The organism is Pseudanabaena cinerea FACHB-1277 (assembly GCF_014696345.1).
Taxonomy (GTDB): Bacteria; Cyanobacteriota; Cyanobacteriia; order Pseudanabaenales; family Pseudanabaenaceae; genus Pseudanabaena; species Pseudanabaena cinerea.
This window is the reverse complement of the sequence record NZ_JACJPY010000047.1, coordinates 1-12,560: the sequence shown is the minus strand read 5'-3', so window position 1 is coordinate 12,560 and position 12,560 is coordinate 1. Positions and strand designations below refer to the sequence as shown.

Below are 12,560 nucleotides of genomic sequence, written 5' to 3'. Positions count from 1 at the left end.
ATTATTCATTTTCAAGGGCAGATTTGAAGCCTAAAACCAACAAAATATTCGTAATCGTTAAAAAAGATTCAGCGCTCCCATGCAGCCAATCCACATTAGCTAGGACATCATTATATTGAACTTGAGCATAGATACCTGCGGGAATGGTAATCGCCACAAATATCAAGGTTCCATAAAATCCCCATAAACTTAATTTGGGAAATTGTTGTGATTTAGTCGCAAACCATAGGAAGGCGAGATAGGGAAATAGGGACAGCCCAAATATGGTTTCTTTGGTCATCGGGATTGTTACTTGCAAATAATAGGTCTGGGCAATCTGATTGAGCAATACTTTTATGCCACTAAATCATACCAAAATTAAGAAATGGCTACGTCGTGCTGCTCGAAAGTATTCAAGCTTAAAGTGTTATGATAATGATTATCATTACTTGCAATAAAGGCTAAATATGTCGTTCAATAAGCTCAATAAACTAACTTTAAATCCACGATTAAATCAGTATGATCGGACAAAGCTCTATTCCTTAGGCATGGTGCTTGCGATCGCCACAAGCCTAGCCGCTTGTTCGGTCAGCAACACGGCACAACAGCCCAATACAACTACTGCCCAAACACCAGCAACTACGGCAAAGACTACGGATTTGCCCCTAGTTGTAGTGACAAATTCTGTTTCCTGTGGACTAGCCAGCCAAATCGCAGGGGATACCATTAACCTCAAATGCCTAGTGGAGGCGGGTGTTGACCCTCATGTGTATCAGCCAAGTCCTGAAGATCGCAAAGCGATCGACTCTGCCAAGCTGATCCTCTATGGTGGTTATGACTTTGAGCCAAGTCTGATCAAATTGGTGAATGCAAGTTCTAACAAAGCTCCCAAAATTGCGATCAATGAAGTAGCTGTGCCTAGCCCCATCATGACTGCCGATGGTCATAGCCATGGTCACGATCACGATCATGACAAGGAAGAAAAAAAGGCTGACGAAAATGCCAAAGAAGCCGATCCCCATGTGTGGAATAACGCCCAAAATGGAATCAAAATTGCTCAAGCAATTAGCAAGAGTCTGAGTGAATTACGTCCAGATCAAGCGGCAATCTACAGCGCTAACACCACTAAGTTAGTCAATGAACTAGAACAAATTGATGCTTGGATCAAGACCCAAATTGCTACCATTCCCGAAGCATCAAGGAAGCTAGTCACCACCCATGATGCCCTTGGCTACTATGCTCAGGCCTATGGAATTACCGTGGAGGGGGCTTTGAATGGACTAAGTACCGATGAACAGCCCACCCCCACAAGGGTGAAGGAGCTAGTGAATGTTATTAAGTCTAGTCAAGTTCCCACTATTTTTGCTGAGGTATCTATTAATCCTAAGTTGATTACGACCGTTGCGAAGGAGGCAAATGTCAAGGTGTCGGAACGGGAACTCTATGCTGATGGTTTGGGAGTAAAAGGGAGTGAAGCGGAAACCTATGCAGGTATGTTGATCGCCAATACAAGGACTATTGTGGAAGGCTTGGGCGGCAAGTTTACCCCATTTCAAGGCAAATAGCTAGCGGCGGCGCAGTATGGCTAATAATTTGGCAAATCCTTGGGGAATTGGGGCTGTATTTTCAACGACCTGCCCTGATAGAGGATGGACAAAGGTGAGCCGCCATGCGTGGAGGGCTTGCCCTGAAAGATATTGAGCAAATTCTTTTTGGGGATGACCATAGACAGGATCGCAGGCGATCGCCCAACCCATATGCGCTGCATGGACGCGAATTTGGTGGGTGCGTCCTGTTTCTAGCTCAAACTTAACGAGGGTGTAATTGCCCAGACGCTCTTGGATTTGCCAATGGGTGACGGCGCGGCGACCATCGGTGCTGATTGCCATTTTTTTACGATCGCTTTTGTGACGGGCGATCGCCGCATCAATTGTGCCTGTCTCCGATTTAGGTACACCGCGCACGATCCCCAAATATTCGCGCCTTGCGGTTTTGGCTTGAATTTGCCCTTGCAGAGACTGATGGGCGCGATCGGTCTTTGCCACCACCATCACGCCGCTTGTATCCTTATCGAGACGATGCACAATGCCTGGGCGCTGTGTGCCATTGATCCCTGAAAGCTCGTTGCAATGTGCCAATAGCGCATTTACTAATGTGCCATCACGATGTCCTGCCGCAGGATGCACGACCATCCCTGCGGGTTTATTAATCACGATTAATTCTTGGTCTTCATAGAGAATATCTAATTCTATGGACTGCGCCACTAAGTCGAGGGGCTGGGCATCGGGAGTAATCACACAGATGCGGTCGCCAGCTTTAATCAAGTCTTTTTTATTGCCACAGGGCAGATCATTGACGGAAATATAGCCCTCGTCAATTAGGGTTTGAATGCGCGATCGCGACAAATCTGCAAGCTGTAAGGCTAAAAAACGATCGATGCGTTCCCCTGCTAAATCTGCTGAGACTTCGATGAGGTGCAAATTGTTAACCTCCATTGCTGGCAGCTCGCCCTGCTTGCCAAGTCCGCCATCCCTGCCAGCGCCCTTGCCAACTTGCCCATAACCTGCGGATTGCTGTCTTTCCCTGCTTTGGCAAAAAACGTAAGCACTGCAATAGCCCGAAGGAGTCTCTAGTGCCAATAGCGATCGCCCAGATGCCAAACACAAATCTTTCCCAGTCGGATAAATAGTCTAAAATTGCCAGAGACTCATTATGCACAGCGTTGGTCACTGCTAGGGGGTTAAAGGAGTCCCGTTTATCTTCGTCAAAGCGAGCGCCACGAAAATGATCCACCCCAATTTCCGAATCATAAATTAATTTCCAGCCTCTGCGCTTTAGCTCTAGGCAGAAGATTACCTCAAAATTTACCTGCGCCCCAGTGCCGCGCATCCTTGGATCAAAACGCATCGGTTCATAACGCGGATCGGCGATCGCCTCGCGCCGAAAACTCATATTTACCCCTTTCAAAAAGTCCACCTCCCTCGCCCCACCAACACCAATGTGATGATTGCCAACCAACCGTCCAAACCACTGCACTTTGCCCACGCGCTCTTTTGCGCCTGCTTCTAGCTCCTTGCCGTGATAAACCCAATCGCGCCCACCCACAGCACCAACTTGAGGGTCTGCCAAGAAAACCTGCTCGATCTGCTCTAGCCAATGGGGATGCGCCCCAGAGTCGTCATCAGTAAAAGCGACTATATCGCCAGTGGCGGCCGCTAACCCCAAATTCATCGCCGCCACAACGCCTGTGACCGTGACCGTAATTGTTTGCATTGGCAAAGCGGCAATTTCTGGACTCAGATTCTCCAAAAATTGCCATGTTTCGGTATCAATGTCTCTAACAGTGATCCATAATTCATCCACTGGACGCACCTGTTTACTCAAAGCTAATAAACAAACCTGCAAATCCTTAGTGCGGCGATAAGTTGGTACGACTACGGTAATTTTCATGATTATTCTGGTTGAATTTTGGCTTTTAGCTATTAGCGGACATGGTTAAATATTCCTCAAACAGGTTGTTGTAAGCCTCAGCCTTGCTCTTCCAAGTATGCTGCTCGGCGATCGCCCTGGCGGATCTGCCCATTTGTAAACGTAACTCGCGATCGGCTGCCAACCTTGCCATGCCATCCGCCAATGCCGCCACATCCTCAGAGCTAGATAGCAAAATGCCACATTCAGGCTTAACAATCTCGGCTCCTCCTGTTGTTACTGCCGTAATCACAGGAATGCCTGTACCCAAAGCCTCTAGCAATACCAATGTACAGGCCTCATAGCGGGATGGAAACACAAAGAAATCCACCGCCTTCATGATCTCTGGCACATCGCGGCGAAATCCTAAGAAATGCACGCGATCGGCTATACCTAACTCTTGGGAGAGGTCAGGATAGGGGCTTCTGGCAGTCGCACCGACAACGGCAAGGTGCAAATCAGGCACTTTCACCAAAGCCTTCAAAACGCTATCCAAATTTTTGCGGGGGGTGCGAATGTCGCCTGTAAACATCGCTAGTGGCACTGACTCTGGCAACCCCAACTTAGCGCGATCGCCCTTACCTGGAAAAAATTCATCCACATCCACACCATTGAGGATCACGCGAATATTTGCCGCAGGTACATTGATTTCCATTAGCTCTTGCTTGATGCACTCTGATACGGCAATCACCAACTTCGATTTCTGGAATGCTTTCTTCTCCCAACTCGCATTTAAAGCACTAAAGAGCCATTGATACTTACCATACCAACCGCCGCGCAACTTAGATGTATGAAAAGGCGATCGCAACCAGCCACTATGCACAAACTGCACCGTATTAATATCGCAGTCAAAATCAGTCACGCAACCATAGATCTGTAAAAGATCAAACTCGCGATGATTTTGTTTGAGCCATTGTTGGCTTTGCCACGCAAACACAAAATTACTTAACAAAGCCGTGGGGAAACGTTCTGTGGAGATTTTGACCCATTTTAACGAATCATGGTGTAACAGGTCTGGCGCAACCCGCATCGCTACCAACGTGACCTGATGGCCACGCCGTAAAGCTTCCAGCACAATTTCATAATTTGCGCGTCCCTGACCATCACCCTTAATAATGTTATGCGTAACAATGCAAATTTTCATATACAGCCTTTATGAGCCTTCATATACAGATTATTGTATCTGTCGCGATCGCAAATCCTGAATTAAGTTGTGAGTTTGACTATGTTGGATATATTTTTGACCCGCCATCGCAATCCCTAAAAAACCCCAAATTAATATGCCTGGGGTTCCAGCCGTACTCCTCGCAGCCAAGAAAACCACCAAACATTTCAACAGCACACCACAACAGGACTTAATAAATAAATCCGAATAATTCTTTAAATTCTGAAACAAGCTGATCAAGCAAAGTATTAAACCACCCACGTAGGGAACTGTACCAACCCATCCCAAATCTACAATTAAAGACATTGGTCCACTATCCACAATTTCATGCACCCCTAAGCCATCACCCAAGACGTTATAAATTCGATATTGAAAAAAGTCCTGGTAAATCATTTTCCTAACCTGAGCGCTATTATCGTTTTCTAAATCAGACAGACTGTTAAGGCGCTTAGACAGGTTGGTGGAAAATGGTTCCATTGAGGCAATAGGAATCATAACTAGGGATATGACTAATAAACCCGCAATTAGGCGAAGTTTTTGTTTGGTCGGTAAAAAGGATGTTGTAAATAAAAAACCTGCAAACCAAGCGATCCAACCCGTCCGCGCAGAGGTAAATAGAAGGGATAATCCGCCAGCGATCGCCGCAGGCAAAACCAAAGGACTACTACAACTAGGCAAAATCAGCAACACCGTCGCAATCACATCTGCATAAACCCCAAAGGAATTTAAAGTACTCCAAACCCTCAACCCATAAGGCACAGGACTGCCAGAACTACCATCCATACCCGATCCTAACAACCACATTTTCTCCCATTCTGGAGGAGACACATATTGATAGATGCCATAAAGCCCCATAACTAAAGCGCCCCAAAGAAATATTCGGCGTGTAACCTTGCTATATTCTGGATATCTTTGCCAATTGATGTAAGTATAGAAGCCCCAAAGTATAGGTGTAATCCAAGTAAGCAGGGTAAGCGTGGCTTTAATTACCGTCATGCCAGGATATAAAAGCGCAATCCCATAGGCATACATCACACTAGCTAAAGCCAACAAAAAGGGCAGAGTTCCTCTTTCTTTAACCTTGGGCAAGTTGAGATACAGGGTATTTGCAGAAGCTAAAATTGCTAAGTAAGGAGCCAGCAAAATTGGATTAGAGTCGGTAAAAGCCCCCAGACGGAAATCAGCAATTCTTCTCACAAAAGCTACTAAAAAGATGATCCACCACACAAAGCCGATATAGAGTATTGGATAGCGAAAATAGAGAAACCAAGCCACCACAAATGTGCCGAGGGGGAAAGCAATACTCAGCACCCTTGCGCCAATCCCGCCTGCGATTAATAAGACTATATTCATGGCAATAAACAAGCCAATCACTAGCCATCCTTCTAAACTAGATGCTTGGACAAGTTTTTGATTTGGCTGCGGATTTGACAAATAGTCGGGGGTGAAGCTCATAAATATGTATTGGGAATGTATTGGGATCTACGGGTTCTATAGGTAGTATAGAGAGTCTGTAGGGTATATGATTAACCTGATTGACTGCCAAATCTCCCCAAATAAATGCCATAATTGCTGTATCCCTTTGTCGTCAGGCTCGATCTACAGCTTTGCGCCTATGCTTGACTGCGTAGGACATAGCCCACACCGCGCACTGTATGCAGTAACCGTTTCGGATTATGCACTTCTAATTTGATGCGTAAAGCCCGAATATACACCTCAATAATATTTGACTCGCCCATGAAGTCATAGCCCCACACCGATTCGAGGATCTGGTCACGGGTTAAAACCTGCTGGGGATGACGCAGCATAAATTCTAGTAAATCAAACTCTTTAGCGGTGAGATCGACCCTCTGCCCCGCCCGATGGACTTCGTGGCTAGTATGCCGCAAAGTAATATCTTCAAACTGCAAATTGTCGATCGCTTCGGGATACATTCGCCGCATTCTCGCATTGATTCTGGCGAGTAATTCCTCAATACTGAAGGGCTTAGTGAGATAATCATCGGCTCCTGCATTTAAACCTGTGACGCGATCGCTGATTTCATCCTTGGCCGTCAGCATAATGATCGGTACTTGTACCCCCGTTTTGCGTAGCCTTGTGCAAATATCTAATCCTGATATTTCGGGTAACATCCAATCTAAAATCACCAGATCGGGCTGCGTATTACGGGCTAGTTGCAAACCATCTAAGCCTGTCATTGCCACAGTTATTTGATAACCTTCTAAACCAAGTTCCATTTCGATAAATTTCGATAACTTGGGGTCATCTTCAATCAGTAGAATGCGATTATTCATCGTTGCGGATTCCATAGTGGTAAACTGATTGTAAAAATACTACCCTCATTTAGTTTTGTCCTACCTGTATACTGCTGAGCATGACCTTGAACGAACAAGCCATCGAACAAGCCTTGATTGAAAAGTTAGGCGATCTCAAATACAGTTATCGTCCTGATATACGCGATCGCACAACACTAGAGAAAAACTTTCGTGAAAAGTTCGAGTCGCTTAACCGTGTGCATCTCACAGATGGCGAATTTTCGCGACTGTTAGAGCAGATTGTTACGCCTGATGTGTTTACGGCTTCTCAACACTTGCGCGATCGCAATAGCTTTGAGCGTGACGATGGGACACCTCTTGTTTACACTCTCGTAAATGTTAAGGATTGGTGCAAAAACACCTTTGAAGTCATTAACCAGCTTCGGATTAATACAGACAATAGCTATCACCGCTACGATGTGCTGCTGCTAATCAATGGTGTGCCAGTGGTACAAATTGAACTAAAGAACTTAAGCATTACGCCGCGTCGAGCGATGCAGCAGATTGTGGATTACAAAAACGACGTAGGCAATGGTTACACGAAAACATTGTTGTGTTTTTTGCAACTGTTCATCGTGAGTAATCGTAGCGATACTTGGTACTTCGCGAATAACAATAACCGCCACTTTAGTTTTGATGCTGAAGAGCGCTTTTTACCGATCTATCAATTTGCTGGGGAAGATAATCGCAAAATTACCCATCTTGATACCTTTGCCGAAAAGTTTTTGGCGAAATGTACGCTAGGGCAGATGATCAGCCGCTATATGGTGCTGGTGGCGAGTGAACAGAAACTAATGATGATGCGTCCCTATCAGATTTATGCTGTTAAGTCGATTGTGGAGTGCATTCATCAGAACTCTGGCAATGGGTACATTTGGCATACTACGGGCAGTGGCAAGACTCTCACTTCTTTTAAGGCTTCGACTTTATTAAAAGATAATCCCGATATTGAAAAATGCCTGTTTGTAGTCGATCGCAAGGATCTTGATCGCCAAACGAGGGAAGAATTTAATAAGTTTCAGGAGGGTTGTGTCGAAGAAAATACCAATACGGAAACCCTAGTACAGCGTTTGCTATCCAATAATTATGCAGACAAGGTAATTGTGACAACAATCCAGAAATTGAGCCTAGCGCTGGATGATGATAGTAAGAATGGCAAAAAGCGCAACTATAAGGAAAGGCTAGAGCCACTGCGCTATAAACGGATTGTGTTTATTTTTGATGAGTGCCATCGCTCACAGTTTGGTGAGAACCATCGGGCAATTGTCGAATTTTTCCCGAATGCTCAGTTATTTGGTTTTACGGGTACGCCCATTTTTGATAAAAATGCGACTGTGCAACAAATTGAGGGTAATCAAGCTTCTTATAAGACTACAGAATCGATTTTTCAGCAGCAGCTTCATGCTTATACGATTACTGATGCGATCGAGGATCGTAATGTTTTGCGCTTTCATATTGACTATTACAAGCCTGAAGGCAAGAATCCACCCAAGTCAGGGGAGGCAATACCGAAAGAGGCGATCGCTGAGGCGATTTTGACAAAGCACCATGCGGCGACGGCAGGGCGTAAGTTTAATGCGATTCTTGCGACTAGCTCGATTAATGATGCGATCGCCTATCATGAGTTGTTTAAACAAATTCAGGCACAGAAGCAGATAGCCGATCCTGACTTTCAGCCCTTAAATATTGCCTGTGTATTTTCGCCGCCTGCGGAGGGCAATAAGGATGTAAAACAACTGCAAGAAGATCTACTTACGGAAAAGGCAGACAACCAAGTTGACCCAGAAGGTAAAAAGGAAGCACTGAAGGCGATTATTGCTGATTACAATGCCCAATTCCGAACCAATCACGATATTAATAATTTCGATCTGTACTATCAGGATGTGCAGAAGCGAATTAAAGATCAGCAATACTCTAATAGTGATTTGCCCCATGCTCAAAAGATTGACATCACAATTGTGGTGGATATGCTGCTGACTGGCTTTGACTCAAAGTATTTGAATACTCTCTATGTCGATAAAAATTTGAAGTATCACGGGCTAATTCAAGCTTTTTCGCGGACAAATCGCGTACTGAATGATACGAAGCCCTATGGCAATATTCTCGACTTTCGGCAGCAGCAAGATCCCGTTGATGAAGCGATCAAGCTATTCTCTGGAGAGTTTAAGGAACGGGCGCAGGAAATTTGGTTGGTTGAGCCTGCACCTATGGCGATCGCCAAGCTCGAAGTAGCGGTTCAAAATCTCGATAAGTTTATGCAGTCGCAGGGCTTGACCTATGCCCCCGAATCAGTGCCGAACCTCAAAGGTGATGCAGCAAGGGGGCAGTTTGTGAATCTGTTTAAGGAGGTGCAACGCCTAAAGACTCAAATCGATCAATATACTGACCTGACGACTGAAAACACAGAGGCGATCGCTAAGGTGATTCCCCAAGAGCAGTTACAAGCTTTTCGAGGTGTTTATCTGGATACTGCTCAAAGGCTGAAGGTGCAACAGGGCAAAGGTAATACCAGTCCAGAAGTGGAACAATTAGATTTTGAGTTTGTGTTGTTTGCTTCGGCGGTGATTGACTATGACTACATCATGGGGCTAATCGCTCGGTCTACCTATGACAAGCCCGACAAGCAGAAAATGACCCGTGCTGAGTTGATTGGTTTGATTCAGGCTGATGCAAAATTCATTGATGAGGATTTGATTGGTTATATCAATACGTTGCCTGTGGGTCAGGCGTTTGATGAAAAGGCAATTCGTGAGGGTTATGAGCAGTTCAAGGCGGAAAAAAGTGCGCGGGAGTTGGCGGCGATCGCTTCTCAGCATGGTTTAGAAGCTGCGGCGCTACAAACTTTTGTGGATGGCATTTTGCGGCGCATGATTTTTGATGGTGAGCAGCTTAATGATCTGTTAGCTCCCTTAGATTTGGGCTGGAAAGCACGGACTAAAAAGGAGTTGGCTTTGATGGCGGATTTAATTCCGTTGTTGCACAGGTTGGCACAGGGTCGAGAAATTTCGGGGTTAAAGGCGTATGAGTGATAATTTGATTAGTGCTTGGGTGATTTCACAGGAGTTGGCAAGACTATGAATATAATTTTGCAACAGATTCAATATCATGCTGCTGCTTTGCCGTTGTCGTCACAGGCAGAGTTACTGAATTATGTTCTTTACTTAGAGGAAAGAGCGCGGCAAAAAATACTGACTAACTCAAACCAATTAAAGAGTGAATCTTTGGCGCAGTGGTTGTTAGAGATGCCTGATGTTGACTTGGATGAAGATTTTAGGCAAATGTCGATGGCTCAGGCAATGCGTGGCATGGAAGACGAACCTTGTCTCTACAGTCTCGATGATCTTGAGGAGCGTTGGCAATGAAACAATCGGGGCAAATTGTGCTTGTACCTTTTCCTTTTACCGATCTTTCTGGCGCAAAACTGCGCCCAGTGCTGATGCTACGCCAAGCCTCGGTTCAGTTTGATGATTGGCTCGTTTGTATGGTTTCTTCGCAGTTGCGGCAAGCTGATCAACAAATTGATGAGATTTTGTTGACTAGTGATCCTGATTTTGCGGCTACAGGGCTAAAAGTGGCGAGTGTATTGAGATTATCTCGCCTTGCGGTTTTAGAAAGTTCGTTACTTATGGGCAGTTTGGGGGCGATCGGTCATGGGCGATTGTATCGGATTCGCCAAAAACTTGCTGTCTGGATTGCGGAGGATAGCTAATGAGAGATGTGATAAGACCACCCCTGCCCCTCCAGAGCAGGGGAATAAGCCGAAAAATTCCCATCCTCTGGAGGGGGGGCAGGCGTAGCCTGACGGGGTGGTAAAACTTACAAACGAAGCCAAGAAATCAATACTATGCGTGACACTAAAAACTATATGTCTCTCCCCTATAACCCAGCCCTAAAAGAACGGGCGCGGGAGTTGCGGCGTGCTGGTAATTTGGCTGAGGTGTTGATGTGGAATCAACTTAAACGGAAGCAGTTTTTTGGGTTGGATTTCGATCGCCAGAAAATCATCGGTAACTATATTGTTGATTTTTATTGTGCGGAAAAGTCGGTGGTGATTGAGGTGGATGGTAGTAGTCATGATGATAAGGTGGAATATGATGCAATTCGGGATGCTTTTTTGATGGGCTTAGGCTTAACGGTGATTCATTTACGCGATCGCGATGTGAAAAATAATATGGCGGGTGTGATGGATTTTTTGCGCGGTCATGAGGTTTTTACCACCCCGTCCCTTCGGGACACCCCTCCAGAGGAGGGGAATTTGGGATTGCTTAATTCCCCTCCTCTGGAGGGGGCAGGGGGTGGTTCTATAACGTATGGGGGTGAGCTATGAGTGTGCCTAAGTTGCGTTTTCCTGAGTTTCGGGATGCGGGAGAGTGGGAGGAGAAAAATCTTGGGGATGTAACATACAAGACTGATAAAAGGAATAAGGAAGGGAAAAAATATCCCATTTACTCAATTAACAATAAAGTTGGTTTTGTGCCACAGGCAGAACAATTTGAAGGTGTTGACAGTAACAAGCGTGGCTACGACATCACACTCTATAAAATAATTAACAAAAGAACATTTGCATACAATCCCGCAAGAATCAATGTCGGATCTATCGGTTATAGCGAAGATTTAGACGACATTATAGTTAGTTCATTATATGTGTGCTTTAAATCCACCGATGTAGTTATTGATAAGTATCTGAAACATTTTTTTGATACGGAAATTTTTAATCAATCAGTAAATAATAATGTTGAAGGAGGAATACGTAATTATCTTTTTTACGAGAACTTTTCCACAATTAAGGTTTCATTGCCAACCCTTCCCGAACAACAAAAAATCGCTGACTGCCTTTCTTCCATAGACGATCGCATCACCTTAGAAGCCCAAAAACTCGACACCCTCAAAGCCCACAAAAAAGGGCTAATGCAGCAGCTTTTCCCCGCAGAAGGCGAAACCCTGCCAAAGTTGCGATTCCCTGAGTTTTGGGATGCGGGAGAGTGGGAAGAAAAAAAGTTAGGAGAAATAGCATCTTTTTATAAAGGGAAAGGTATTTCAAAGTCAGATATTAATGATGATGGAGTATTGCCATGCGTTCGTTATGGGGAACTTTATACACATTACCAAGAAACAATTAATAGCATTGTCTCAAGAACTAATTTAGCAATATCAGATCTTTTTATAGGCAGTAATAATGATGTGCTTATGCCTTCATCTGGTGAAACAAAGCTAGATATCGCAACAGCATCTTGTCTTTTATTAGATGGTGTAGCTTTAGGTGGGGATATAAATGTAATTCGTTGCAATCAAAACGGAGTTTTTATGAGCTATTACCTAAATAGTCACAAAAAATTTGAAATAGCAAAAATTGCTCAAGGTGATACAGTGGTGCATTTGTATTCAAGTCAACTAAAGCAGAAGTGTTGAATCAGACATGAGGTTATCCCAAAAGTGGACACACTACTCCTGCAAAAAGCGTGATTTCAGCTTAATATCACTATCTTCCTAAACCAATGTACATAACTGATATTCTCACTCATGAATGCTTGTAAATACCTCAGTTTATCTAACATCTTACAGCCAAACTCTTTTGGTATCTCTACTAGCTCTAATAAAACATACGCTATTAAGCAAGTGTAGATTTGGATCGT

At 44.6% G+C, this 12,560-nt stretch carries 12 protein-coding genes and 1 pseudogene; 6 read left to right on the top strand and 7 right to left on the bottom strand.

The genetic code is table 11. From position 1 onward, the window contains the following. Position 1: 1 nt before the first annotated feature. A complete protein-coding gene (locus H6F44_RS14155; RefSeq protein WP_190351695.1) occupies positions 2 to 280 on the bottom strand; it encodes a DUF3593 domain-containing protein in 279 nt (92 codons plus the stop codon). Positions 281 to 527: 247 nt separating this feature from the next. Between H6F44_RS14155 and H6F44_RS14150 the strand changes: the two genes are divergently transcribed. Continuing rightward, entirely contained in the window at positions 528 to 1,544 is a 1,017-nt protein-coding gene (locus H6F44_RS14150) for a metal ABC transporter solute-binding protein, Zn/Mn family (RefSeq protein ID WP_190351694.1), read from the top strand. On the opposite strand, the gene H6F44_RS14145 is transcribed toward H6F44_RS14150, so the two are convergent. The 5 genes from H6F44_RS14145 to H6F44_RS14125 form a co-directional block, all read right to left on the bottom strand. Further along, on the bottom strand, positions 1,545 to 2,474 hold the full coding sequence (locus tag H6F44_RS14145) for an RluA family pseudouridine synthase (RefSeq protein ID WP_190351674.1): 930 nt from the start codon (positions 2,472 to 2,474) through the stop codon (positions 1,545 to 1,547). After that, the gene (locus H6F44_RS14140; RefSeq protein WP_190351673.1) at positions 2,464 to 3,429 is read right to left on the bottom strand and encodes a glycosyltransferase family 2 protein; all 966 of its coding nucleotides are present in this window, start codon (positions 3,427 to 3,429) and stop codon (positions 2,464 to 2,466) included. Before H6F44_RS14140 ends, H6F44_RS14145 begins: the two co-directional genes overlap by 11 nt. 25 nt (positions 3,430 to 3,454) lie before the next feature. Further along, positions 3,455 to 4,591 carry a glycosyltransferase family 4 protein gene (locus tag H6F44_RS14135; protein ID WP_190351672.1) on the bottom strand — a complete coding sequence of 379 codons (1,137 nt, stop codon included), beginning with the start codon at positions 4,589 to 4,591 and terminating at the stop codon, positions 3,455 to 3,457. A gap of 30 nt (positions 4,592 to 4,621) precedes the next feature. Beyond that, complete coding sequence (locus H6F44_RS14130; protein ID WP_190351671.1) at positions 4,622 to 6,067, bottom strand: O-antigen ligase domain-containing protein; 1,446 nt, start codon at positions 6,065 to 6,067, stop codon at positions 4,622 to 4,624. 158 nt (positions 6,068 to 6,225) lie between these two features. Next, entirely contained in the window at positions 6,226 to 6,906 is a 681-nt protein-coding gene (locus H6F44_RS14125; protein ID WP_190351693.1) for a response regulator transcription factor, read from the bottom strand. An 80-nt stretch (positions 6,907 to 6,986) separates the two neighbouring features. Between H6F44_RS14125 and H6F44_RS14120 the strand changes: the two genes are divergently transcribed. The 5 genes from H6F44_RS14120 to H6F44_RS14100 all read left to right on the top strand — a co-directional run bounded on the left by H6F44_RS14120 (position 6,987) and on the right by H6F44_RS14100 (position 12,336). Further along, positions 6,987 to 9,956 carry a type I restriction endonuclease subunit R gene (locus H6F44_RS14120; RefSeq protein ID WP_190351670.1) on the top strand — a complete coding sequence of 990 codons (2,970 nt, stop codon included), beginning with the start codon at positions 6,987 to 6,989 and terminating at the stop codon, positions 9,954 to 9,956. Between the two features lie 45 nt (positions 9,957 to 10,001). Further along, a complete protein-coding gene (locus H6F44_RS14115) occupies positions 10,002 to 10,289 on the top strand; it encodes a hypothetical protein (protein WP_190351669.1) in 288 nt (95 codons plus the stop codon). After that, a complete protein-coding gene (locus tag H6F44_RS14110) occupies positions 10,286 to 10,636 on the top strand; it encodes a type II toxin-antitoxin system PemK/MazF family toxin (protein ID WP_190351668.1) in 351 nt (116 codons plus the stop codon). The genes H6F44_RS14115 and H6F44_RS14110 overlap by 4 nt, the downstream gene beginning before the upstream one ends. Before the next feature lie 135 nt (positions 10,637 to 10,771). Beyond that, positions 10,772 to 11,254, top strand: coding sequence for an endonuclease domain-containing protein (locus H6F44_RS14105; protein ID WP_190351667.1), 483 nt, complete (start codon positions 10,772 to 10,774; stop codon positions 11,252 to 11,254). Further along, complete coding sequence (locus H6F44_RS14100; protein ID WP_190351666.1) at positions 11,251 to 12,336, top strand: restriction endonuclease subunit S; 1,086 nt, start codon at positions 11,251 to 11,253, stop codon at positions 12,334 to 12,336. Before H6F44_RS14105 ends, H6F44_RS14100 begins: the two co-directional genes overlap by 4 nt. 56 nt (positions 12,337 to 12,392) lie before the next feature. Here the strand turns inward: H6F44_RS14100 and H6F44_RS23215 are convergent. Then, a pseudogene (locus H6F44_RS23215) lies at positions 12,393 to 12,560 on the bottom strand (IS4 family transposase); the annotation flags it as partial.

What these genes read in the sequence shown, in the direction of transcription:
- H6F44_RS14155 (WP_190351695.1), bottom strand. Translation starts at nt 280, where the DNA reads ATGACCAAAGAAACCATATTTGGGCTGTCCCTATTTCCCTATCTCGCC.
- H6F44_RS14150 (WP_190351694.1), top strand. Translation starts at nt 528, where the DNA reads ATGGTGCTTGCGATCGCCACAAGCCTAGCCGCTTGTTCGGTCAGCAAC.
- H6F44_RS14145 (WP_190351674.1), bottom strand. Translation starts at nt 2,474, where the DNA reads ATGGAGGTTAACAATTTGCACCTCATCGAAGTCTCAGCAGATTTAGCA.
- H6F44_RS14140 (WP_190351673.1), bottom strand. Translation starts at nt 3,429, where the DNA reads ATGAAAATTACCGTAGTCGTACCAACTTATCGCCGCACTAAGGATTTG.
- H6F44_RS14135 (WP_190351672.1), bottom strand. Translation starts at nt 4,591, where the DNA reads ATGAAAATTTGCATTGTTACGCATAACATTATTAAGGGTGATGGTCAG.
- H6F44_RS14130 (WP_190351671.1), bottom strand. Translation starts at nt 6,067, where the DNA reads ATGAGCTTCACCCCCGACTATTTGTCAAATCCGCAGCCAAATCAAAAA.
- H6F44_RS14125 (WP_190351693.1), bottom strand. Translation starts at nt 6,906, where the DNA reads ATGAATAATCGCATTCTACTGATTGAAGATGACCCCAAGTTATCGAAA.
- H6F44_RS14120 (WP_190351670.1), top strand. Translation starts at nt 6,987, where the DNA reads ATGACCTTGAACGAACAAGCCATCGAACAAGCCTTGATTGAAAAGTTA.
- H6F44_RS14115 (WP_190351669.1), top strand. Translation starts at nt 10,002, where the DNA reads ATGAATATAATTTTGCAACAGATTCAATATCATGCTGCTGCTTTGCCG.
- H6F44_RS14110 (WP_190351668.1), top strand. Translation starts at nt 10,286, where the DNA reads ATGAAACAATCGGGGCAAATTGTGCTTGTACCTTTTCCTTTTACCGAT.
- H6F44_RS14105 (WP_190351667.1), top strand. Translation starts at nt 10,772, where the DNA reads ATGCGTGACACTAAAAACTATATGTCTCTCCCCTATAACCCAGCCCTA.
- H6F44_RS14100 (WP_190351666.1), top strand. Translation starts at nt 11,251, where the DNA reads ATGAGTGTGCCTAAGTTGCGTTTTCCTGAGTTTCGGGATGCGGGAGAG.